Source organism: Brucella sp. RRSP16 (genome assembly GCF_052246815.1).
In the GTDB taxonomy this organism is placed as follows: domain Bacteria; phylum Pseudomonadota; class Alphaproteobacteria; order Rhizobiales; family Rhizobiaceae; genus Brucella; species Brucella intermedia.
In genome coordinates this window covers 279,346-301,613 of record NZ_JBQQAM010000002.1, presented here as the reverse complement: position 1 = coordinate 301,613, position 22,268 = coordinate 279,346, and the positions used below count along the sequence as shown (strand labels likewise).

The following is a 22,268-nucleotide window of genomic DNA, read 5'->3' as shown; positions in this document are numbered from 1 at the left end:
TTTATTCCGCAGCCTCTTTCACCGCCATCGGATTGTTCGGATGAGTCGTCCAGTTGGCATATTGCGCCGGGATCGGCGCCTTGGTGCGCGGATCGAAACCGCCGATCTGCTCCATCGTGATGCAGTCCTCGACCGGGCAGACATTGACGCAAAGATTGCAGCCAACGCATTCCTCGTCGATCACCTCAAAGTGCCGCGCGCCATTGACCAGATTGGTGATCGCCTGGTGCGAGGTATCCTCGCAGGCGATATGGCAACGCCCGCATTTGATGCAGAGATCCTGATTGATCCGCGCCTTGGTGACGTAGTTGAGGTTGAGATATTGCCAGTCGCTGACGTGGCCAACGGCCATGCCGCGGAAATCATCCAGCGTCTGATAACCCTTGCTGTCCATCCAGTCGGAAAGACCGTCGATCATTTCCTGAACGACCTTGAAGCCATAGGTCATCGCCGCCGTGCAGACCTGCACCGTGCCGCAGCCGAGCGCGATGAATTCTGCCGCATCGCGCCAGGTGGTGATGCCGCCGATGCCTGAAATCGGCAGGCCGCGCGTTTCAGGATCGCGTGCGATTTCCGCCACCATGTTCAGCGCAATCGGCTTGACCGCAGGGCCGCAATAGCCGCCGTGGCTGCCGCGACCGTCAATGGACGGGACCGGCGACATGCTGTCCAGATCGACCGACACGATGGAATTGATCGTGTTGATCAGCGACACCGCATCGGTCCCCGCCGCATGGGCGCCACGGGCAGGCTTGCGAATATCGGTGATGTTCGGCGTCAGCTTGGTGATCACCGGCATCCGGCTATACTGCTTGCACCATTTGACGACCATGGCGACATATTCCGGCACCTGACCGACAGCCGCACCCATGCCGCGTTCGCTCATGCCGTGCGGACAGCCGAAGTTCAGTTCGATGCCGTCAGCGCCGGTTTCTTCCACCAGAGGCAGGATGGCCTTCCATGCCTCTTCCTCGCATGGCACCATGATCGAAGCGATCAATGCGCGGTCGGGCCAGCGCATCTTCACTTCCTTCATTTCACGCAGATTGACTTCGAGCGGCCTGTCGGTAATCAGCTCGATATTGTTAAGACCGAGCAGGCGCCGGTCGGCACCATGGATCGCGCCATAGCGCGGCCCATTGACATTGACCACCGGCGGGCCTTCCGCGCCAAGCGTCTTCCAGACCACGCCGCCCCAGCCGGCCTTGAAGGCACGCTCCACATTATAGGCTTTGTCGGTCGGCGGGGCAGAAGCCAGCCAGAAGGGATTGGGAGACTTGATGCCGAGGAAATTCGTTGAAAGATCAGCCATTTTCTATCTCCTCAGCCCTGTTCCTGGCCCAGATGAACGCCGCGGTCCCGCACAGCCGATGCCGGGGCATGGAGCGCGCCTCCTGAAAGCACTGCATCGGCAAAGCCTTCGATTGCCTGGGGGCGTTTGATCAGCGTTGCATGGATCGATTCAGCGGCGACCTTGCCATCTTCCACCGATGCGACGGTCAGGTCCTTGCCGCCTGCCACGCAATCACCGCCTGCCCATATGCCCTCGACCGACGTGCGACGTTCGTCGTCCACGCTGATCCGTCCCCTGGAAAGCCCGATGCCCGAACCCGCCAGCGGTTCCGGTTCGAACTTCTGGCCGATAGCCTTGAAGACCTGATCGGCTTCAAGAATGAGATATTCCCCGGTGCCGGAAAGCCTGCCGTCTTCGATAGCGGTATATTCAAACACCACGGCATTGACGGTGCCGTCTTCGTTCCGTTCAAGCGCGTGGGGCTGCAGCCAGTGGCGAATGACCACGCCGTGAATCTGTGCCAGTTCCTGTTCATAGGCGCTGGCATTCATGTTCTCCTGACCGCGGCGATAGACGATGGTCACGTTTTCAGCGCCGAGCTTCTTGGTCTGGATCGCTACGTCCACTGCGGTCATGCCGCCGCCGATGACCACCACGTTGCGGCCGACGGGCAGGGATGAGAGGTCTTTTGCCTGGCGCAGATTGGCGATGTAGTCGACCGCATCGATAACGTTTGGCGCGTCTTCGCCAGAAAGGCCCAGATCATTGACGCCCGGCATGCCCATTCCGAGGAAGACCGCGTCATAGCCAGCTTTCAGCGCCTCGATAGTGATGTCCTGACCGAGCGTCTGGTTATATTCGACATTGATCGCACCGATCTTGAGCACGAATTCGAGTTCGCGCTGCGCGAAATTATTGACCGTCTTGTAGGCCGCGATACCATATTCGTTGAGGCCGCCGCCTTTGGGCCGGGCTTCGAAGATGGTCACCTTATGGCCATGCATGGCAAGGCGATGGGCAGCGGAGATACCTGCCGGACCCGCGCCAACCACGGCAATGTGCTTGCCGGTTTCAGGCGCGCGCTTGAATGGATGATTGCCGGTTTCCATCAAAACGTCGGTGGCATAGCGCTGCAATTCACCGATCTTGACCGGCTTGCCTTCCGAAATTTCGCGAACGCACACTTCTTCGCAGAGCGTTTCTGTCGGGCATACGCGAGCGCACATGCCGCCCAGAATGTTTTCCGAAAGGATGGTCTTCGCTGCCCCAACCGGATTGCCCGCATTGATCTGTCGAATGAACATCGGAATATCGATGCCCGTCGGGCAGGCATTCATGCACGGAGCGTCGTAGCAGAAATAGCAGCGATCGGACTCGACCAGGGCTTCGTGCTTGGTAAGCGGTGGATGCAGATCGTCGAAAACATGCGCATAGTCGGCCTTGTCAAGCCTTGCCCCACGGATGTCAGGCCCGTTTGCGTGTCCCGGATTATCTATTGCATCAATAGGCGAATTCTCTGCTGATCTCATCGACCGCATCTCCCATTTTTGCTTGTTCAGGCGCGGGTTCCCTTTGCGCGCCGCAACTATGTACCGGGCCGCGATCTTTGCCGCCGCATGATGCCCGTTAAGGACAGGATGACAGATTTTCTCGGAAGGTCAAATTTTTTATCATCTGGTCAATTTATGGAAATGGGCGCGTTCAGGACGGAAGGCCCGGCTTTGGAAGCACGGGCCTTCAATGTTCGGCAGAAATGCGGGATCACAACGGGTCGGACTTGAGGCCGCTTCTTGCCTCTATCGCGCTTGTCTGCTCAGGGAGAATTTCCGTCTCCTTGGGAAGTGCAGGGCGAGAGCTTAGCACCAGGGCGCAACCACCGATGATGACGGCGGCACCGACGAACTGGATCAGGGAAAGCTGCTCCTTCAGGAAGACGGCGCCTACCAGAACCGCGATGACCGTCACGACGAACTCGACGCTGATGGCCTTCGTCGGCCCGACACTTCCGACCAGCTTGAAATAGAGCACATAGGTGAGGGCGCTCATCACGCAGGCCGAGATGAGCAGATATCCAAAATCAGCCAACCCCGGCATGGCTGGCACAGGCACCGCGAAAATGAGCGGCAAGGAGAGGATGCCGCCAAAAACGAATGCACCGATGGTGGTTTCCCACGAACCGGTGCCGGAAAGGCGGCGGCTGGCATAGTTGCTGCCGAAAGCTGCGGAAAAGCAGGAGAAAAGCACGGCGACACAGCCCATGATGAAGGCGGGCGTGACGGCAACAGCCGGGAAACCAACCAAGAGCACGATGCCGGTAACGCCAAGCAGCAGCCCGACAAGCCCGCGCGACGTAATGCGCTCAAGCCCCCAGAACTGGCTGATGATCATCGAGAAGAGCGGAATGGATGCCACGCAGATCGCGGCCATCGCCGTTCCGATCAGCGGGGTGCCGTAAGAAAGGCCGATCAGCTGGCCCGCAACCGTGGTTGCGCCAACCACGGCGAAAGGTTTCCAGCCAGCATGAAAATCCAGCCTGCGGCCGGAGAGTTTCGCAATTGCAAAGAGCGTTCCGGCCGCAATGAAGGAACGGAAAGCCACCGCGCCGACCCAGCCAAAGGCTTCTACGACGCGCAAGACCACGAGGAACGATAACCCCCATGCTACGGAAAGAAAAACATAGGTCGCGATATCTCTGGGTTTCATGCCAGCGGACTTTCAGGAAGTATTCGAAACTTTGAATACTTGGTTGTTAAGGAAGAACGTTACAGCTTTACAAGAATGAAGCCTGATCAGGTCGTTTTTGCGGCGGCGTTCGACGCCGCTTCTGCGATATTGGCGAAGAAGCGGTCTGCGATCTTGCGTGCGACCGAACCGAGCAGTTTAGTGCCGATCTGCGCTACCTTGCCGCCCGCATCGCCACGTATGGCGTAGGACAGAATAGTATCCTCGCCATCTTCGTCCAGCCGCACATCGGTCGCCCCATGCGCAAATCCGGCTATGGAACCTTCACCGTGGCCGGAGATCGTATAGGAGATCGGCGGTTTCATATTCGACAATTCCAGAATCCCGTGAAAGCGAACCTTCAGGATTCCGAAACTCACCTTGAGCGCAGCCCGTATTTCCGTGTCCGAAATTCGCTCGATATCTTCACAGCCCGGAATGCAGGATTTCAGCGTCTCAATGTCGTTCAGCGCATCCCAGACTGCTTGTCTCGGTGCCGCTATCCGCTCTTCTCCAGTCAGGTCCATGGTTCACTCCGAGGTGGATCACCCTAAATTGATCAATATGGTGTATATGACACCCTGTCCAAATTGGAAGTTCGGTAATTTATTTGCCGCAAATCCTCTCTAAAGCGCTTAATGTCCGCAATTAAATCGATTTGATTCGGGAGTAGCATCATGGCAAGAGACGCGACGAAGCTTGAAGCAACGGTCGCAAAGCTGAAAAAGCATTGGGCAGATTCGGCTCCGCAGGACATGCGGGCAGCGTTCAAATCGGATCCGGGTCGGTTCGAGCGGTATTCGTTGTCCCTGGATGACCTTCTGTTCGACTGGTCGAAATGCCGGGTCAATGACGAAACGATCGGGCTCCTCAAGGAGCTGGCCGGTGCTGCCGATGTTGAAGGCCGTCGCGCGGCGATGTTTGCAGGCGAGCATATCAACAATACCGAGGATCGTGCCGTTCTCCACGTCGCTCTGCGCGATACTTCCTCGAAGGAAGTGCTCGTCGACGGACACAATGTCCTGCCGGACGTGAAGGAAGTGCTGGACCGTATGGCGGCATTTTCGGATGGCATCCGGTCGGGCGCTATCAAGGGCGCAACCGGCAAGAAGATCACCGATATCGTCAATATCGGCATTGGCGGCTCCGATCTCGGTCCCGTCATGGCGACGCTCGCGCTTTCTCCCTATCATGATGGCCCGCGCGCGCATTTCGTCTCCAATATCGACGGCGCTCATATTGCCGATACGCTCGGCATCCTTGATCCCGCGACGACGCTCGTCATTATCGCTTCCAAGACGTTCACGACCATCGAAACCATGACCAATGCGCAGACCGCGCGCAAATGGATAGCCGAAGCGCTTGGCGAAGCAGCCGTAGGCGCCCATTTCGCCGCAGTCTCGACGGCGCTGGACAAGGTAGCCGCCTTTGGCATAGCCGAAGATCGGGTTTTTGGTTTCTGGGACTGGGTCGGCGGACGATATTCGGTGTGGTCGGCCATCGGCCTGCCGGTCATGATCGCGATTGGACCGGACAACTTCCGCAAGTTTCTGGCAGGCGCACATTCGATGGATGTGCATTTCCGCGATGCGCCGCTGGAAAAAAACCTGCCCATTTGGCTGGGCCTCATCGGTTACTGGCACCGCGCCATCTGCGGCTATGGCAGCCGTGCGATCATTCCCTACGATCAGCGTCTGGCCCGCCTGCCTGCCTATCTGCAGCAACTGGATATGGAATCGAATGGCAAGAGCGTCACGGTCGATGGCAAGCCGGTTTCCGGCCCGACCGGCCCGGTCGTATGGGGCGAGCCCGGCACCAACGGCCAGCACGCCTTCTTCCAGCTTCTGCATCAGGGTACCGACACCATCCCGCTTGAATTCATCGTTGCGGCGAAAGGTCATGAAAAGCACCTTGACCACCAGCATGAAATGCTGCTCGCAAACTGCCTTGCGCAGTCGGAAGCTTTGATGAAGGGCCGCACGCTGGACGAAGCGCGGGCGCAGTTGAAGGCGAAGAACCTTGCCGAAAGCGAAGTGGAACGCATTGCGCCCCATCGCGTCTTCTCGGGCAACCGTCCTTCGTTGACGCTGGTTCACGACAAGCTTGACCCGTTCGCTTTCGGGCGTCTGGTCGCGCTCTATGAGCATCGTGTTTTCGTCGAGGCGCAGATTTTCGGCATCAACGCTTTCGATCAATGGGGCGTCGAGCTTGGCAAGGAACTTGCCACCGAACTCTTGCCGGTTGTCTCAGGCGAGCAAACCAGCGATGGTCGCGACGCTTCCACACAAGGGCTTGTCGCCCATCTGCATGCGCGAAGGAAAGCTTGACGGCATTCTCTGCACAATTAGAAATGAAAGAGAGCCGGGTTCGTAATCCGGCTCTCTTCATGAGGAATAGAATGGGACATGAAATGAAAACCGAGATTGTGAAATTTGCCGGCGATGTACCGGGAAATGCCATCGAGTTGCGCGTGCTGCGCTTTGCCGGCAAGGACAGCGATGTGCCTTCCGCCTATTTGCAATCGTCGCTTCACGGTGCCGAACTTCCGGGGCAGGCGGCTCTTCATTTCCTGGTTCCGATGTTGAAGAAAGCGGCCGAGGAAGGGCGCGTTCTCGGCAATATCACCGTTGTTCCACAGGCAAATCCGATCGGCTCCAATCAGTGGCAGGCCCATCAGCATCTCGGTCGCTTCGAAACTTTCTCGCTGACCAATTTCAACCGCGCCTTCCCGCTGCTGCCGGATTTCAACACGTCTGAACTGCCGGAGCCGGATGCGCCGATCTCACTGGCACAGCGCCTGAAGGCGACGCTTTTGAAGCTGGCTCTGCCGAACGACATCGTTCTCGATCTGCATTGCGACGACGAGAGCGAAAACTACGTCTACATCGCTGAAGAATTTGCCGAGGACATGAAAGATCTGGCCATCGCGCTCAATTCGACGGCGATCCTCGCATGGGATACGACTGCCGACGCAGCTTTTGAGGAAGCCTGCGCGCATCCTGTCCTGCAATTGCCAGCGGACAAGCGCAACATGAAGCGCCGCGCGGTGACGACAGTCGAATTTCGCGGCTTGAGCGATGTTTATCCCGATATGGGCAAGGGCGACGCCGAGGGCTTGTATAAATTCCTCGTACATCGCGGTGTCGTTCGCGACGACAATGTGAAGCTCGAAACCGAGTATAAGGGCCTTGTCACGCCGCTCTCGCATGTCGAGATGCTGCGGGCGCCGGAGGGCGGCATGGTGCTCTATCATGTAGCGCCCGGCGATGAAGTCAAAGCAGGCGCGAAGCTCGTCACGGTGGTTACGAAACCGGGTGAACCGGAAGGCGACATTACGCTCACGGCACCGCAGGACGGGCGCATTTTGACCCGTCGTTCGCTGCGCTATGTGCGCCGTGGCGATGATCTTCTCAAATTGCTGGGGGTGAAGCCTTCTGCCGTCAAGAAGCGTGCCGGCGCGCTTGAAGCATGAGCGAAAAGCTTTCCGAAGAACGCATCAGATCAATCCGTGCCGTCCTCTTCGACAAGGACGGCACCTTGATCGACTTCGACCGGACCTGGTTTTCAATCTCCTGGCAGCTTGCGCAGCGAGCCGCAAAGGGGGATGAACTGCGGGCCCGCGCATTGCTCGACGCTGGGGGCTATGACTGGCTGACCGAGCGTTTCCGGGCCAATTCAGTCATCGCGGCCGGTACGGTCGAAGACATTGTTTCGCTTTGGCACCCTGATGTGGTGTCCGAGCAATCGCGCGAGCTTATCGAAGAATATGACGCTTACTGCGTCACCGAAGGCGCACGTTCTGCTGTGGCCGTAGAAGCTTTGCATGAAACGCTCGAAACGCTTCGCACCATGGGGTTCCGGCTAGGTATCGCCACCAACGATTCCGAGGCTGGCGCGCACGCCACGGCCAAAGCGCTGGGTGTCGACGGTTTTTTCGACGTCGTGATCGGCTACAACACGGCGGCGCGTCCAAAACCCTATCCCGATCCCCTGCTTTATTTTGCAGAAAAGCTGGGGCTTGCTCCGCATGAGATCGCCATGGTCGGCGACAATCTTCATGACCTGGAGACAGCCCACGCAGCCGGTGCGGGACTGGCAGTCGGCGTTCTATCGGGCAACAGTCCTCGCGAAGCACTGGAACCCCACGCCGATATCGTGCTGGATAGCGTGGCCGGCCTGCCCGAATTGCTGAAACGTTAAGTCGTCGCTTCCATTCAACGGATTGAATGGAAGCGTCACCACAATTCATTCTTGCTGCTCTTGCGGCGGAATTGGCATGGAGTAGCATGGCAGGACGTTTAACGTTCGCGGCGAGCTATACCCATGATCCTGATCGGCCAGTATGATTCTCCTTTTGTGCGGCGTGTCGCTATCGCCATGCGGCTTTACGGCCTGCCATTTGAACACAAACCATGGTCGACGTTCGGTGATCGTGACAGGCTTGCGGAATTCAATCCGCTGAGCCGCGTGCCGACGCTTGTACTGGATGATGGCGAGGTCGCGATCGAAAGCGCGGCGATACTCGATTATCTCGATGAGATCGCCAACGGCAAACATCCGTTGATCGCGCCAAGAGGTGCCGAGCGTCGTCAGGCATTGAAGATATGCGCGCTTTCTACCGGTCTTGCCGATAAAGCCGTAAGCCTGCTCTATGAAGGTTTGCTGCGAAGCGAAAAATCAAACGTTTGGGTAGAGCGTTGCGAAACGCAGATCGCCCGGGTGCTGGACGTGCTGGAGAACGACCTTTCAGAACGAAAATCACCATATTGGTTCGGAGATGATATCGGGCATGCCGATATTGCTGCGACCTGTGCACTGCGCTTTCTTCGTGAAGCCCATCCACATCTCTTCGATGAGCAGAAATACCCCTCATTGGCTGGTCTGGCCGCTCGATGCGAAGCGCTGGCACCGTTTCAGGAGATCGTGCAGCCCTTGGCGCCACCCTCTGCCTGATGCTGTCTGAAACAAATGCGGCCGGATGAAAGTCCGGCCGCATTTGTTTTCAAGTTTTACCGTTCTCAGTCACGAAGTTCGCGGCGCAAGATCTTGCCGACATTGCTTTTCGGCAGGCTTTCGCGGAACTCGACTTCGCGCGGGCGCTTGTAATTGGTAAGGCGCTCGGCGCAATAGGCTTTGACTTCGTCTTCAGTGAGGTTGAGATCGCTGCGCACGACGAACAGTTTCACGACTTCGCCGGAATGTTCGTTCGGTATGCCAATGGCAGCCGATTCCACGATGCCGGGATGACCTGCGGCTACTTCCTCGATTTCGTTCGGATAAACATTGAAGCCGGAAACAAGGATCATGTCCTTCTTGCGGTCGACGATTTTGGTATAGCCCCGCTCGTCCATGAAACCCATGTCGCCGGTCCGGAAAAATCCGTCGGGCATGATTGCACGCTTGGTTTCGTCCGGGCGGTTCCAGTAACCCGTCATCACCTGCGGTCCGCGCACGCAGATTTCGCCGACCTCACCGAGAGCGAGGTCGTTTCCATCATCATCGCGGATCGCAACATCGGTTGACGGCATCGGCAGGCCGATGGTTCCGGAGAACTCGGTTGCATCCAGCGCGTTGGCGCAGGCGACGGGCGAAGTCTCGGAAAGGCCATATCCTTCGGTGATGTGACAACCGGTCATTTTCTGCCAGCGTTCGGCCACAGGACGTTGTACAGCCATTCCGCCGCCGAGAGTGAGAATAAGAGGTTTGAAATCCAGGGTCTGGAAATCTGGATTATTCATGAGGCCATTGAAAAGAGTGTTGAGGCCCGGGAAGATATGGAACGGGAATTTCCTCAGTTCCTTGACGAAGCCAGCAATATCGCGCGGATTGGGAATGAGGATATTTCGCGCACCAAGCTTGATGCCGATCATCGCATTCACGGTAAGCGCGAAGATGTGATAGAGCGGCAGCGCACACACGAAATTCAGCGCCTTCGGCTTGCCCTTGTTGCGGAAGGCAACCTCCATCCAGGTATGCATCTGCTCCACATTCGCAAGGATGTTGCTATGGGTCAGCATGGCGCCTTTCGAGATGCCGGTCGTGCCTCCGGTATATTGCAGGAAGGCAAGGTCGGAACCTTGTACCGGAACCGGGTTGAAGGATAGGGCACGACCTTGAGCCAATGCGTCCTTGAAACGGATATGCTCCGGAATGTTCCACGCCGGAACCATTTTCTTCACGCGGCGCACGACCAGATTGATGATGTGGCCCTTGAATCCATGCATGTCGCCCATGGACGCGACGATGATATTGGGAACGTTGATCGAATTGAGGGTCTTTTCCACCGTCGACGCAAAATTTTCCAAAACGATCAATGCTTTGGCGCCGGAATCCTTCAACTGATGTTCCAGTTCTCGCGGCGTATATAGCGGATTGACGTTCACGACGACGAAACCTGCGCGGAGAATGGCCGTGAAGGCAATCGGATAATGCAGGATATTCGGCATCATCACCGCAACGCGGTCGCCCTTCACGAGACCGCGCGACTGGAGAAAAGCAGCCAGCGCACGCGAATATTCGTCGAGTTCCTTGTAGGACAGATCCTTGCCCATGCAGGTGAAGGCTGGGCTGGAGGCGAATTGCCGGCAAGATGCCAGAATCATATCGCCGATGGAAGTTGCCGTGCTCAGATCGATCTCGTGCGGAACGCCAGCCGGATATGATTTGAACCAGATCTTTTCCTGCGTCGGCGCGCCATTGGCTGGCGATCCGGCGGTCATGGATTCAACTACGGATGCACTTTGCCCAGTCGTCTTTTTCGCCATTTCTTCTCCCCGGATCGCTCCGTCCTAAATTGGGCCGCATGTGCGCCCCGCCGTCTCCCAAGCCATCCGCCCCCCGGAAGGCTTCCTCATTGGTAAATGTGGTCGAGTTTTAATTTCTTCGCAAGAGTTACATTGACGTAAGCGTAAATTATAAAAGAGTCGAGCGTCTCTCCCAATTTTGCGGTTTGACAATCACGATTGGTTGAAACCGGCCATCGTGAAAATAGCCTGTCCGGCGGGGCAGGCATATCGAAATTGGGCCCGACAACTATGTTTGATGAGCTTCGAATGCCGGATTTCTAAGAGATTGAACGAGTATCGAGATTGCCCTGCCACCGTAGGTGACAAGATCATAGTTCCGGTCGCCTCGCAACCATTCGTTGAGAAGGCCGCTTAGAAGGGACAGCAGGATCGGTGCCGCCGTGTCTGCGGTCCATTCCTTTGAAAGCTCCCCGCGTCTTGCAGCCACGTCCAGCAATCCTGCGAACAGGGAGAGGACGTTGGCGCGCGCTTCGCGAAGGCGATCTTCAAGCGGGGCCATTTCGCCGACGAATTCGCATCGCTGGTTGATAATGATGAAAATGTTCTGCTGACGCTCGTTGTTCGAGAAAAGCTGCAGCGCCTGAATGATCGACTGCTCGAGCACATGCATCGGATTGGGGTGGTTGACGGCCGCAGCCTGCAGCATGATTTCTTCTTGCGGAAACCGGACATTGCCGATGATGGTGCGAAGAATCTCCACCTTGTCGCGGAAGTGGAAATAAATCGCACCCCGCGTCACTCCGGCATGACAGGCAATTTCCATCAGTGTAGATTGGTTGACACCACGCTCGAGGAAAACCTGCTCGGCAGCCACCAGAATGGCTTCCCGGGTTTCGGCTGCCTCGGCTTTCGTTCTTCGCATGATTTCTCTCGGGTGAATGCAGTCTGATGGCTTAGTTCGCCACTTGAATCCGGGTAACTCATTCGTGATCTGTAATATTGAGCGATTGACTATAACACGGTAGATCGTATTTACAAACACTCGTGTATGTTAAATTGGCAGCACCGCGCGACAGCAAGGGCACTCCCACCATGACTTTGAACCGTTCCATTCGGCTTTTTGCGGCAGGGGCCGCTTTTCTTGTCTTTGCGGGGCAACCCGTTCTGGCGCAGGCACCCGGCGGCGCAACGCCGCCACCGCCACAGGTATCTGTTACCGTGGTCGAGCCGCATGATGTACCTGTCACCTACGAATATGCGGCGCGTATCAGTGCCTATCGCGACGTTCAGGTGCGTGCGCGTGTCGGCGGGATATTGCTTCACCGCAATTTCATCGAAGGCACGGAAGTCAAGGCTGGCGACGTGCTGTTCGAAATAGACCCGGCACCTTACCAGGCGGAGCTTGAAAAGGCTCAGGCACAGGTGGCACAGGCCGAGGCGCAGTATCAGCAATCCATCCGCGACGCGGAGCGCGCAGAACAGCTGGTCCAGCAGAAGGTGCAGAGCACTGCCGTTCGTGATTCGGCTTTCGCGACGCGCGACCTGAACAAGGCGTCTGTCGCCGCAGCCAAGGCGCAGCTGCGCACGGCTGAACTCAATCTGAGCTATACCAAGGTGACGGCGCCCATCAGCGGCATCACCAGCCTCGAACAGGTCAATGAGGGCAGCCTTATCGGTACGGATGCGTCTTCCAGCCTTCTGACCTCGATTACCCAGCTCGACCCGGTCTATGTGAACTTCTCCTTCACGGACACGGAAGCCGCTGAAATCGACCGTTTGCGCGCCGAGCGCGGTGCGACGGGCGAAGATGCCGACCGTCTCAAGATCAAGGTTCTGTTCGGGGACGGGCAGGCTTATGACCACGAAGGAACGATCGATTTCACCTCTTCGTCGCTCGATACGGAAACGGGTACGCTCGGTGCCCGCGCGGTGGTCGAGAATCCCAAGCGTCGCCTGATCCCGGGTCAGTTCGTTCGCGCTGTCATTCTTGGCATCCAGGTCAAGGATGCCATCACGATCCCGAAGGCCGCATTGCTCCAGGGGCCGCAAACGCAGTTCGTTTACGTGGTCAACAAGGACAATATCGTCGAAGTCCGGCCGATCACCGTTGCTCGCGAACTGAGCGATGCCTGGCTGGTTTCCGAAGGTCTCAACGCAGGTGACCGCGTCATTAGCGAAGGGCTTATCAAGGCAGCCCCGGGCAAGCCCGTTAATCCGGTCGACGCAGCTACCGAAGCAGGCAATAGCACATCGCCGGACAAGGCGGGTGCCGAAGCTGGCAAAGAACAGGCGGCAGGCAAGCAATGAACAGATTTTTCGTCGACCGCCCCGTTTTCGCGGCGGTCATCTCCATTGTGCTCGTGCTGGCAGGCCTGATCTGTATCCGGATTCTGCCGATTGCACAGTATCCCGAACTGACGCCGCCGCAGGTTGTTGTCAGCGCGACCTATCCCGGCGCCAGCGCCGAAACGGTGGCGCAGACCGTTGCCGCGCCGTTGGAACAGCAGATCAACGGCGTCGAGAACATGCTCTATATGCAGTCCTCGAGCCTCGGCAGCGGCACGATGCAGCTGACCGTAACCTTTGCTCTGGGCACCGACCCGGATCAGGCCACGATCAACGTCAACAACCGCGTGCAGCGTGCGACTTCCTCGCTTCCGCAGGAAGTGCAGCGTCTTGGCGTCACGGTGGACAAGCGTTCCACCACAATTCTGGGCATGGTCGCCATGTTCTCCGACAGTGATCGCTACGATCGCACCTATGTCGGCAACTATGCGCTTCTCAATGTGGTTGACGATCTCAAGCGCCTTCAGGGCGTTGGCGACGTGCAGCTTCTCGGCAACATCGATTATTCGATGCGTATCTGGCTGCGTCCCGACAAGCTGGCGCAGTATAACCTGACGCCGAGCGATGTCTCGACCGCCATTCAGGAACAGAACGCGCAGTTTGCAGCAGGCCGCTTCGGCGATCAGCCTGACCCGCAAGCCGGGCCGTTCACCTATACCGCGACCACACAGGGGCGCCTCCCGGATGCCGCAGCATTCGAGAACATTATCCTCCGTTCGAGCCCCAATGCGGCAACGCTCCGTCTCAAGGACGTTGCGCGTGTCGAACTCGGCACGGAAAGCTATCTCGTCGACAGTAATCTGAACGGCACCTCGGCCGTCCCGATTGCAATCTATCTGCAGCCCGGCGCCAACGCGCTCAACACGATGGAACTCATTCAGAACCGTATGGATGAGCTGAAGGCAAGCTTCCCGGCGGGTATCGACTATTCGATCCCCTTCGATACGACGAAGTTCATCAAGGTCTCCATCGAGGAAGTGATTCACACCTTCATCGAGGCGATCATTCTCGTCGTGCTGGTGGTGTTCATCTTCCTGCAGAACTGGCGGGCGACGCTTATCCCGATCATCGCGGTGCCGATCTCGATTATCGGTACTTTCGCGGGCATGTATGTGCTGGGCTTCTCCATCAACCTCCTGACGCTCTTCGGTCTCGTACTGGCAATCGGTATCGTGGTCGACGACGCCATCGTGGTGCTGGAAAACGTCGAACGTATCATGACGACGGAAAAACTGTCGCCGCGCAAGGCCGCCATCAAGGCCATGGGCGAAGTGACGGGGCCGGTGATTGCGATTGTCCTTGTGCTGTGTGCGGTGTTCATTCCGGTCGCCTTCATGGGCGGTCTGGTTGGCGAAATGTACAAGCAGTTCGCCGTGACCATCGCGATTTCGGTGACATTGTCGGGTCTCGTGGCCCTGACACTGACACCGGCGCTTTGCGCGCTTATCCTAAAGCCGGGTCATCATGAGCCGATGCTGCCGTTCCGCATCTTCAACCGCTTCTTCGAGCGGGTGACGGACGGCTATTCGCGCGGCGTTCGCTTCTTCCTGAAGCGCGCTGCAATTGGGCTGGTCATTTTTGCGGGCCTTCTTGGCGCCACCTACTATCTTTTCGAAAGGGTGCCGGGATCGCTGTTGCCGGATGAGGATCAGGGCTTCCTGTTCAGCGTTGCAGTGCTTCCCCCGGCGGCCTCTCTGGAACGTACAACGGCGGTTCTCGATCAGGCGAGTGCGAATATCCGGAAAAACCCTGCTGTGGAGAGCGTCTTCGCGGTATCCGGCTTCGACCTTCTGTCGGGCGGTCTGAAAACCAGCGCGGGCACGATGTTCATCATGCTCAAGGACTGGAAGGAACGCACGACGCCTGAAACCGATGCGCGCAATCTTCCCGGTGCCATCATGGGGATGAATGCGGGGATCAAGGACGGTCTTGTTCTTGCGTTCAACCCGCCTCCGATCATGGGTCTCAGCACGACGGGCGGCTTTGAACTCTATGTTCAGGATCGCACGGGCGGCGGTGTGGATTCGCTGACGCGGGCTACCAAGCTCATTACCGAGGCTGCCGTCAAGCGGCCGGAGTTGCAGGGTGTGCGCACGACGTTCGATCCGAACGTTCCGCAGTATGACATCCAGCTTGATCGCGAAAAGGCGAAGGCTATGGGTGTGCCGATCAACTCTGTATTCACTGCAATGCAGGCAACCTTCGGCAGCCTCTACGTCAACGACTTTACACTGTTTGGCCGCAACTATCAGGTCAACTTGCAGTCGGAAGCCGAGTTCCGTCGTGATCCGAGCGATCTCAAGCATGTCTTCGTCCGGGCCAATTCCGGCAGCATGATCCCGCTCGATGCACTCGTCACCGTCAAGCGTATTGTCGGTCCTGATCAGCTCGAACGCTTCAATGCCTTCAACGCGGCGAAGATCACCGGTAATCCGGCGCCGGGCTTCACCTCCGGCGACGCGATCAAGGCGATGCAGGAAGTGGCTGCGGAGGTTCTCCCGCAGGGCTATCAGATTGCATGGACCGGCTCGGCCTATCAGGAAGTGACCACCAGCGGCACAGGCACGCAGGCCATGATCTTCGGCCTTGTCATGGTGTTCTTGATCCTTGCTGCGCAGTATGAACGCTGGAGCCTGCCGCTCGCTGTCATAACGGCGGTGCCTTTCGCAATCTTCGGCGCGTTGCTGGCGACCGATCTGCGCGGGCTGACCAATGACGTCTACTTCCAGATTGGTCTGGTGACGCTCATAGGTCTGGCGGCGAAGAACGCGATTCTGATCGTGGAGTTCGCGGTGCTCGAACGAGAGACCGGCAAATCCGCCATCGAGGCGGCGGCGTCGGCGGCTCGTCTGCGCTTCCGTCCGATCGTGATGACCTCGCTCGCCTTTATTCTGGGCGTGGTGCCGCTCGCGATCAGCTCGGGTGCCGGTTCGGCAAGCCGTCACTCCATCGGTACGGGCGTTATCGGCGGCATGTTGGCAGCAACGTTCATCGCCACGTTCTTCATTCCGATGTTCTACAGTCTGATTGCTCGTAAGCCTCCGAAGAGGCCGGAGGATGAAGACGTGAATGAAACGATCAGCCCCAACCCGCAGGCTGATAATCACGTCTAGCCCGCTTCAAGCTGCAAACGAAAGCCCCGCCGAATGGCGGGGCTTTTTGCATCCTGTACCCGCACTGCTGCCAGGGCGGAAATGGTTGATTACCAGTCTTCGGACGAGGACTGCCCGGCTCCAGAGCATTTCCAGCAAAAGTGTGAAACCGCTTTGCGTTGGATAATGCGATAAAACAAATAGTTAGAGCGGTTCCGGCGATTCTGTTAGAACAGGAACCGCTCTAGAAAAGCGATGCGATACTTTGAACGATTGCCCAGCATAGGAACGTCGCCGGCACGCTGAGTGCTGCGAGCATGATGCCCAGAAACACATAGGCGGCTTCATTCGGCGAGCGTTTTGTTTGTTCCGGAGTCTTGTGCCATTGAGCAGGTACGCCATCGAACATTGTATATATCCTCCTTCTCCCTCGCTTTGATTATTGATCGGAGTCGGATTTGTTCAAGTCAAAATAAATGGATGTATTTATCGTCTCGCTTGTGCTAAAAGCGGCGCAACTTATCCTGATTTGTCTATTGTTATGTCGCTATAAAGACGGGTTTCCGTGCTATTTATTTGATGGAAAACAATTTTACTTTTATACTGTAAGTATCGATATATCGGAAATTTCAAAAATATCTGAAAATTCGTTGGGTAGCAGTATTCTCCTGCGTCAAAATGGCACGCAATGGGCGGACAAATTAAACGACCCGCCCGTCCGATGTCCGGATCAGTAAAAGCTGTTCGGGAAATAGCGCAGGTAAAGCTCCGTCAGCGTGCCCTTCTGCTGCAAGGCTTGCAGTGCATTATCGAAGGCGCTGACAAGGGGAGCGTTTTTCTGCGCAACGGCAATGCTGAGCCCGGTGCCCAGATACTGGGGTGCCAGATAGGGGCCGGCTGCGAAGGTGCAGCATGCATGGCCCTCGGGACTGTTAAGCCACACGGACAGCGACATGCCATCGTGAAAGACTGTGCCGATCTTGCCGCTCCTGAGATCGGCGAGCATGCTCGGTTCATCAGGGTAGGGTTTTGCGACCGCCTGGGGAAAATAGCTTTTCAACAATTGTTCATGGGCGGTACCTGCAATGACGCCGACGTTCTTGCCCTTCGTGGCCGTCACCGGATCATCGTTAAAAGCGCCGGCATTGGTCGTCGCAAAACGCGCAGGCAGCCGCATATAGGACCGTGAATAGGCAAATTGTTCCCGGTTTGCTTCGGTTGGCTTCCACCCCGCCAGTATGGCTTCAGCCTGTCCGCTGAGCAGGCGCTCCTCCAGCTCATTCCATGGGACAGCTTCGATCTGACATATGTCGTCGACGCCCAATTGACGGCAAAGGGCCTTGGCAAGGTCGATATTATAGCCGGAAAGCTGCCCCCGGTCGCCGAGCATATTGAACGGTGGAAAGTCCACGGTTGTAATGAACCTCAACCGTGTGAGCGCTTGCAGGGACGGCAATGGCAGGCGCTCCCTCTGGTTGATGAAGGACGGAGCCTGGGGCTCTGTGTCGGAAGCCTGCGCGCTATGAATACCACATGCGGATGCCAGCGCGATCAGCAGTCTTGGAAGGTGGCGTTTCATGACCCGTCTCTGCTCTCTTTTTTATAATTTCGCGTTAACCGCACGATCGATTGCCTCTCCAATATTCACCAAAAGTGCCAGGAAAATAAAGGTTGCAATTCTTTTAGAGTATATTACGTTCCGATTGTAATTTTTCTGAAATAATTAACTAATAAAGCGTTCGGTAAAATTACTATATTAGTATATATCTAAAATACAAATCACAAATATTCAGTAGTGCGGGGGTGCTATGAGTAGTGTATCGACTGCGTTCGATCTGGAGATATGCAGCGCCATATCAGCCAGACTGGAACAATGCGGCGTAGCGAGAGAGGCGTTGCTTGGGGCATATAGGGCTGCTGCTCGCCACGGAACGTCGTTTTGCGTGGAGCTGGTTCAGCGGGGTGATGTTGCGGAATCGGTGCTTTATGCAGCCATAGCTGATCTTTTGACATTGGAGTTCACAGACGAAGCCTTGCCGTCCCGTATTTTCGTATCGGGCGAAGAAAAGCCGTCGGCTTTCATCGATGTGGGACAGGTTATGGTGCTCGGCGCAGATGGAAGCAACTATCTCTATATAGCGCCTTCGGAAAATCGCATCCGGACGCTTCGGGACTATGTGCTTGCGACGCCGCAGTTGAAGAACCGGATACGGATCTGCACGCCGACGCTCCTGAAGCAGGTCATGCGGCAGCGGCATCAAAAGGATCTGATCGCCAGAGCCTATGAAATGACACCGCAATCGCTGTCCGCATCGCGCGTTCTCGATACGCCGCAGGCGTTTATCATCGCCATGGCGGTTTACGCGCTTTTCGCCTGCATGTTCAATTGGCCCGCGACCACTCTCCTTGTTCTCCATGTAGCACTGTCATTATTCTTCTTCGGCTGCGTGATGATCCGTCTGTTCGCAGCGGTTGCCGGACGGCGGTTGAAATTTCTGGAGATCAAGAAAAGCAGGCCGCGCGATCTGCCGATCTATTCCGTGCTGGTCCCGCTATATCGGGAACAGGAGGTGATAGGCCAGCTTGTAACGAGTTTGAAACGCCTGAACTGGCCAGCCAGCAAGCTCGATATCAAGCTTGTCTGCGAGAAGGACGATTTCGATACGATCGCCGCGATACGTCGTGTGGGGCTGCCATCGAATTTTGAACTGGTTCTCGTGCCGTCCGGCGGGCCCAAGACGAAACCGAAGGCGTTGAATTATGCATTGCAGTTTGCCCGAGGGGAGATCGTCGCGGTCTTCGATGCCGAGGACCGGCCTCACCCTGACCAGTTGCTTGAAGCATGGCAGACCTTTCAGGTCGAAGGCGACAAGCTGGCCTGTGTGCAGGCGCCGCTGATCATCGGGAATTTTCGCCATAATCTGCTGACGCGAATGTTCGCCTTTGAATATGCCGCACTTTTCCGCGGGCTGCTGCCTTGGCTTGCTTCCCGGGGGCACGTTATTCCCCTCGGAGGAACCTCCAATCACTTTCGGCGGTCCTGTCTGGAGGAGGTTGGCGGCTGGGACGCCTACAACGTCACGGAAGATGCCGATCTCGGCGTGAGGCTTGCTCGTTTCGGGTATCGTATCGGTGTCATCACGCGTGGCACGATTGAAGATGCGCCCGTAAACTATGACGTCTGGCGCAAGCAGCGGACACGCTGGCTCAAGGGTTGGATGCAGACATGGCTCGTCCATGGCCGCCAGCCGCACAATACCTGGCGCGAGCTTGGCTGGTTCAGGTATTCCGTCAATCAGGTCTATACCCTGGGAATAATCGGTTCGGCGCTTCTGCATCCTCTGATGCTTGCCATGTTCGCCTTCCTGCTGATCGGAATGATGTTCGGGCCGCTGACGACACACAGTATCTGGCTGTTGGGGATCGATGTGACGAACATTCTGCTGGCCTATCTGAGTTTCTACCTTCTGGGAGCGAGAACGATGGAGCCAACGGAACTGGGAGGGTATGCGTACCTGTTCTCGATCCCGGTATATTGGGTGCTGATCTCAATTGCGGCCTGGCGCGCGCTATGGCAGCTGGTGCATGTGCCGCATCTTTGGGAAAAGACACCGCACCAGCCAAGCCTGTTTTACATCTCCACCGATGACGAGGTGAGGAATGTGGAGCCGCGTCCGATGATTGATTGATCCTCGGCCCCGATGGCCTGAAGGTCTCTTCCCTCATAGGGTAGCGTCAAAAGGATGCGCCGGATTGCTGCCAGTCTGGCGCGTCTCTTGTCATTCGAACGGATGATGGTCCAGGGCGCGTAGCCCGTATCGGTCCTTTCGAGCATGGTGTGCAATGCATCGGAATAATCATTCCAGCGAGAAATGCCGGCCACGTCCATCGGTGAGAACTTCCAGTTCTTGAGAGGGCTGTGGCGCCGCTCGTGAAAACGCTTGAGCTGCATTTCCTGGCCGATATCCAGCCAGAATTTGAAAAGATGGATGCCATCCGTCACGATCATGCGCTCAAAATCGGGCGTTTCGGTCAGGAAGGTTTCGAGCTGCGCCGGTGTGCAGAACCCCATGACGCGTTCCACGCCGGCCCGGTTGTACCATGAACGATCAAACGTGACGAACTCGCCAGCCGTTGGGAAATGCGCGACATAACGCTGGAAATACCATTGACCCTGTTCTGTTTCGGTTGGCTTGGGCAGGGCGACGTTACGCGCGGTTCTGGGGTTCATGAACTCGCGGATTGTAAAGATGGTTCCGCCCTTGCCGGCAGCGTCCCGGCCTTCAAAAACGCTGATGACACGCCCGCCAGTATCCTGAAGCCAATATTGAAGTTTGACGAGTTCGATCTGAAGCCGCTCCAGCGTTTCCTCATATTCTTCCGACTTCATCTTGGACGGATAGGGATATCCGCCTGAGCGCAACGCATTGTCGTCGATCCATTTCGGCAGCTTCGGATCGTTTATGTCGAACGTCCGCGTCTCGCCTCCAATTTTGAGCTTGATTGGCTTGTCGCCTGATTTTGCCTCGTCTTTTTTGTCTTTCTTTTTGTTAGCTGTCTTCGAACTGTCACCCACGGCAATTCCCTTTCGTTTATATCAAGGCATGATATGGGCTGTTTGGAAGCTACGTAAAGGACGTCCGGGCATTTCCGGATAAAACATGATTCCGAAAAGCGGGAACCGGTTTTCGGGTGAAAACATGCTTGAACAAAAATGTAGAGCGGGATCATTGCGCTCTAAGGTCGATGCCACAACCGCAGAGGAAGCAGCATGAGCGAGGCAGGCAATCACACCGGTCCAGAACCTGAAGCGGAGAAGTCCATTTTCGAACCGCTTCTTCGGGTCAAGGGTGTCGTGATCGCCAGCATGGTTCTCGCCGTCTGCGTGCTGGCTCTCGATCTTCCTTTCTGGTTTCGCGCTGGTCTGCTGGCCGTGGTCGTGCTCGGCGCCGTCTGGCTCGCAAGCGAAGTTGCAAGCAGTGAGCCGGATGAAGTGCCGGTAAAGAATATAGCGCCCAACGAAATGGCGGGAGTGTCCGGCGAGCGCCTGGCAGACCTTCTGACCGACCCGATGGTTGTCTTCGATCATGGCGGCACGGTGTTGTTCACCAATTCAGCGGCTATCGAAGCATTTCAGTGTCTGGAGACTGGCACAGCGCTCTATCTGCGGTTTCGGGCACCGGAAATGCACGCACTGATTCAGGGGGTAATCGCCGATGGCGAAGCACGCAGCATAGAATATTTCGAGCGCGTCCCGATCGATCGCTGGTTCAAGGCCATGGTCAAGGCGTTGCCGGGCAAGGACGGCAGACCCGAACTTTTTGTCCTGCTGTTTCGCGACCAAAGCGAAACACGGCGCATCGACCGCATGCGCTCGGATTTCATCGCGAATGCGAGCCACGAGTTGCGCACGCCGCTCGCTTCGCTGCGCGGATTTATCGAAACGCTGCAGGGGCCAGCGCGAAATGACGCGGCTGCCCGCGATCGCTTTCTGGATATCATGCAGAAACAGGCCGAACGCATGTCGCGCCTGATCGATGATCTTTTGTCTTTGTCGCGACTGGAAATGCGGGCCCATCTGACCGTCAATGAATGCATCGACATGACTTCCATTCTCAATCACGTTGCCGACACGCTGGCGCCGCTGGCCGCAGGCCTCGATATCAACATCGAGCGGGTATTGCCGGGTCATCCTGTCATGGTCACCGGCGCGCGTGACGAGCTTATCCAGGTTTTCCAGAATCTCGTGGAGAATGCCTGCAAATACGGACAGGCTGGCAAGCGCGTCATCGTCAAACTGGACGAAGACGATAGTGGCAGTTCTCCGGAGGTCGTGGCGTCCGTTCAGGATTTTGGTCCCGGCATCGCGGCCGAGCATCTGCCGCGCCTGACGGAACGGTTCTATCGGATCGATGTGGAAACGAGCCGGGCTCATAAGGGCACAGGTCTTGGTCTTGCCATCGTCAAACATATTCTCGCCCGTCACCGCGGACGTCTGGTCGTTCGCTCACAACTGGGCGAAGGCTCGACGTTTACCGTACGGCTGCCGAAACGTGCGGCATAGATCGC

17 protein-coding genes are annotated in these 22,268 nt (G+C 56.9%); 8 read left to right on the top strand and 9 right to left on the bottom strand.

All coding sequences use genetic code 11. From position 1 onward, the window contains the following. Position 1: 1 nt before the first annotated feature. The 4 genes from preA to ACS5UA_RS04585 form a co-directional block, all read right to left on the bottom strand. Positions 2 to 1,312 carry an NAD-dependent dihydropyrimidine dehydrogenase subunit PreA gene (gene preA, locus ACS5UA_RS04600; RefSeq protein ID WP_021586285.1) on the bottom strand — a complete coding sequence of 437 codons (1,311 nt, stop codon included), beginning with the start codon at positions 1,310 to 1,312 and terminating at the stop codon, positions 2 to 4. An 11-nt stretch (positions 1,313 to 1,323) separates the two neighbouring features. Beyond that, a complete protein-coding gene (locus ACS5UA_RS04595; RefSeq protein ID WP_025089718.1) occupies positions 1,324 to 2,832 on the bottom strand; it encodes an NAD(P)-dependent oxidoreductase in 1,509 nt (502 codons plus the stop codon). A 223-nt stretch (positions 2,833 to 3,055) separates the two neighbouring features. Continuing rightward, positions 3,056 to 3,997, bottom strand: coding sequence for a DMT family transporter (locus ACS5UA_RS04590; protein ID WP_021586283.1), 942 nt, complete (start codon positions 3,995 to 3,997; stop codon positions 3,056 to 3,058). Between the two features lie 86 nt (positions 3,998 to 4,083). Continuing rightward, entirely contained in the window at positions 4,084 to 4,542 is a 459-nt protein-coding gene (locus ACS5UA_RS04585; protein ID WP_006466016.1) for an SRPBCC family protein, read from the bottom strand. Positions 4,543 to 4,692: 150 nt separating this feature from the next. On the opposite strand from ACS5UA_RS04585, the gene pgi reads away from it, so the two are divergent. The 4 genes from pgi (at position 4,693) to ACS5UA_RS04565 (ending at position 8,968) form a co-directional block, all read left to right on the top strand. After that, the gene (pgi, locus tag ACS5UA_RS04580) at positions 4,693 to 6,342 is read left to right on the top strand and encodes a glucose-6-phosphate isomerase (protein WP_021586282.1); all 1,650 of its coding nucleotides are present in this window, start codon (positions 4,693 to 4,695) and stop codon (positions 6,340 to 6,342) included. Between the two features lie 83 nt (positions 6,343 to 6,425). Beyond that, on the top strand, positions 6,426 to 7,487 hold the full coding sequence (locus tag ACS5UA_RS04575) for a succinylglutamate desuccinylase/aspartoacylase family protein (RefSeq protein ID WP_025089717.1): 1,062 nt from the start codon (positions 6,426 to 6,428) through the stop codon (positions 7,485 to 7,487). Continuing rightward, positions 7,484 to 8,215, top strand: coding sequence for an HAD family hydrolase (locus ACS5UA_RS04570; RefSeq protein WP_021586280.1), 732 nt, complete (start codon positions 7,484 to 7,486; stop codon positions 8,213 to 8,215). The genes ACS5UA_RS04575 and ACS5UA_RS04570 overlap by 4 nt, the downstream gene beginning before the upstream one ends. Positions 8,216 to 8,338: 123 nt before the next feature. Then, positions 8,339 to 8,968, top strand: a complete 630-nt coding sequence (locus ACS5UA_RS04565; protein ID WP_021586279.1) for a glutathione S-transferase family protein — start codon at positions 8,339 to 8,341, stop codon at positions 8,966 to 8,968. A 65-nt stretch (positions 8,969 to 9,033) separates the two neighbouring features. On the opposite strand, the gene ACS5UA_RS04560 is transcribed toward ACS5UA_RS04565, so the two are convergent. Next, a complete protein-coding gene (locus ACS5UA_RS04560) occupies positions 9,034 to 10,779 on the bottom strand; it encodes a long-chain fatty acid--CoA ligase (RefSeq protein ID WP_021586278.1) in 1,746 nt (581 codons plus the stop codon). Positions 10,780 to 11,047: 268 nt separating this feature from the next. Beyond that, positions 11,048 to 11,683, bottom strand: coding sequence for a TetR family transcriptional regulator (locus ACS5UA_RS04555; RefSeq protein ID WP_006471075.1), 636 nt, complete (start codon positions 11,681 to 11,683; stop codon positions 11,048 to 11,050). Positions 11,684 to 11,853: 170 nt separating this feature from the next. On the opposite strand from ACS5UA_RS04555, the gene ACS5UA_RS04550 reads away from it, so the two are divergent. After that, the gene (locus ACS5UA_RS04550) at positions 11,854 to 13,068 is read left to right on the top strand and encodes an efflux RND transporter periplasmic adaptor subunit (RefSeq protein WP_006471074.1); all 1,215 of its coding nucleotides are present in this window, start codon (positions 11,854 to 11,856) and stop codon (positions 13,066 to 13,068) included. After that, the gene (gene bepE, locus ACS5UA_RS04545) at positions 13,065 to 16,220 is read left to right on the top strand and encodes a multidrug efflux RND transporter permease subunit BepE (RefSeq protein WP_021586277.1); all 3,156 of its coding nucleotides are present in this window, start codon (positions 13,065 to 13,067) and stop codon (positions 16,218 to 16,220) included. The genes ACS5UA_RS04550 and bepE overlap by 4 nt, the downstream gene beginning before the upstream one ends. Positions 16,221 to 16,443: 223 nt before the next feature. Here bepE and ACS5UA_RS04540 read toward each other — a convergent pair whose 3' ends face one another. Further along, positions 16,444 to 16,608: a hypothetical protein gene (locus ACS5UA_RS04540; protein WP_021586276.1), complete on the bottom strand. Its 165-nt coding sequence runs from the start codon at positions 16,606 to 16,608 to the stop codon at positions 16,444 to 16,446. A gap of 321 nt (positions 16,609 to 16,929) precedes the next feature. Next, the gene (locus tag ACS5UA_RS04535; RefSeq protein ID WP_021586275.1) at positions 16,930 to 17,778 is read right to left on the bottom strand and encodes a transporter substrate-binding domain-containing protein; all 849 of its coding nucleotides are present in this window, start codon (positions 17,776 to 17,778) and stop codon (positions 16,930 to 16,932) included. 229 nt (positions 17,779 to 18,007) lie between these two features. On the opposite strand from ACS5UA_RS04535, the gene ACS5UA_RS04530 reads away from it, so the two are divergent. Further along, positions 18,008 to 19,888, top strand: a complete 1,881-nt coding sequence (locus tag ACS5UA_RS04530) for a glycosyltransferase family 2 protein (RefSeq protein ID WP_443101203.1) — start codon at positions 18,008 to 18,010, stop codon at positions 19,886 to 19,888. Here the strand turns inward: ACS5UA_RS04530 and ppk2 are convergent. Next, positions 19,831 to 20,775 (bottom strand): polyphosphate kinase 2, encoded by a 945-nt coding sequence (gene ppk2, locus ACS5UA_RS04525; RefSeq protein ID WP_006466028.1) that lies wholly within the window; start codon positions 20,773 to 20,775, stop codon positions 19,831 to 19,833. The two genes, ACS5UA_RS04530 and ppk2, sit on opposite strands and share 58 nt — an antisense overlap. A gap of 195 nt (positions 20,776 to 20,970) precedes the next feature. Between ppk2 and ACS5UA_RS04520 the strand changes: the two genes are divergently transcribed. Continuing rightward, a complete protein-coding gene (locus ACS5UA_RS04520) occupies positions 20,971 to 22,263 on the top strand; it encodes an ATP-binding protein (RefSeq protein ID WP_443101202.1) in 1,293 nt (430 codons plus the stop codon). The last annotated feature ends 5 nt before the right edge of the window (positions 22,264 to 22,268 follow it).

Bases quoted from the DNA above. Each gene is read 5' to 3' on its own strand.
- ACS5UA_RS04520 (WP_443101202.1), top strand. From the start codon at position 20,971: ATGAGCGAGGCAGGCAATCACACCGGTCCAGAACCTGAAGCGGAGAAG.
- ACS5UA_RS04555 (WP_006471075.1), bottom strand. From the start codon at position 11,683: ATGCGAAGAACGAAAGCCGAGGCAGCCGAAACCCGGGAAGCCATTCTG.
- ACS5UA_RS04585 (WP_006466016.1), bottom strand. From the start codon at position 4,542: ATGGACCTGACTGGAGAAGAGCGGATAGCGGCACCGAGACAAGCAGTC.
- preA (WP_021586285.1), bottom strand. From the start codon at position 1,312: ATGGCTGATCTTTCAACGAATTTCCTCGGCATCAAGTCTCCCAATCCC.
- ACS5UA_RS04540 (WP_021586276.1), bottom strand. From the start codon at position 16,608: ATGTTCGATGGCGTACCTGCTCAATGGCACAAGACTCCGGAACAAACA.
- pgi (WP_021586282.1), top strand. From the start codon at position 4,693: ATGGCAAGAGACGCGACGAAGCTTGAAGCAACGGTCGCAAAGCTGAAA.
- ACS5UA_RS04560 (WP_021586278.1), bottom strand. From the start codon at position 10,779: ATGGCGAAAAAGACGACTGGGCAAAGTGCATCCGTAGTTGAATCCATG.
- ACS5UA_RS04575 (WP_025089717.1), top strand. From the start codon at position 6,426: ATGAAAACCGAGATTGTGAAATTTGCCGGCGATGTACCGGGAAATGCC.
- bepE (WP_021586277.1), top strand. From the start codon at position 13,065: ATGAACAGATTTTTCGTCGACCGCCCCGTTTTCGCGGCGGTCATCTCC.
- ACS5UA_RS04530 (WP_443101203.1), top strand. From the start codon at position 18,008: ATGAGTAGTGTATCGACTGCGTTCGATCTGGAGATATGCAGCGCCATA.
- ACS5UA_RS04590 (WP_021586283.1), bottom strand. From the start codon at position 3,997: ATGAAACCCAGAGATATCGCGACCTATGTTTTTCTTTCCGTAGCATGG.
- ACS5UA_RS04595 (WP_025089718.1), bottom strand. From the start codon at position 2,832: ATGCGGTCGATGAGATCAGCAGAGAATTCGCCTATTGATGCAATAGAT.
- ACS5UA_RS04535 (WP_021586275.1), bottom strand. From the start codon at position 17,778: ATGAAACGCCACCTTCCAAGACTGCTGATCGCGCTGGCATCCGCATGT.
- ACS5UA_RS04565 (WP_021586279.1), top strand. From the start codon at position 8,339: ATGATCCTGATCGGCCAGTATGATTCTCCTTTTGTGCGGCGTGTCGCT.
- ACS5UA_RS04570 (WP_021586280.1), top strand. From the start codon at position 7,484: ATGAGCGAAAAGCTTTCCGAAGAACGCATCAGATCAATCCGTGCCGTC.
- ACS5UA_RS04550 (WP_006471074.1), top strand. From the start codon at position 11,854: ATGACTTTGAACCGTTCCATTCGGCTTTTTGCGGCAGGGGCCGCTTTT.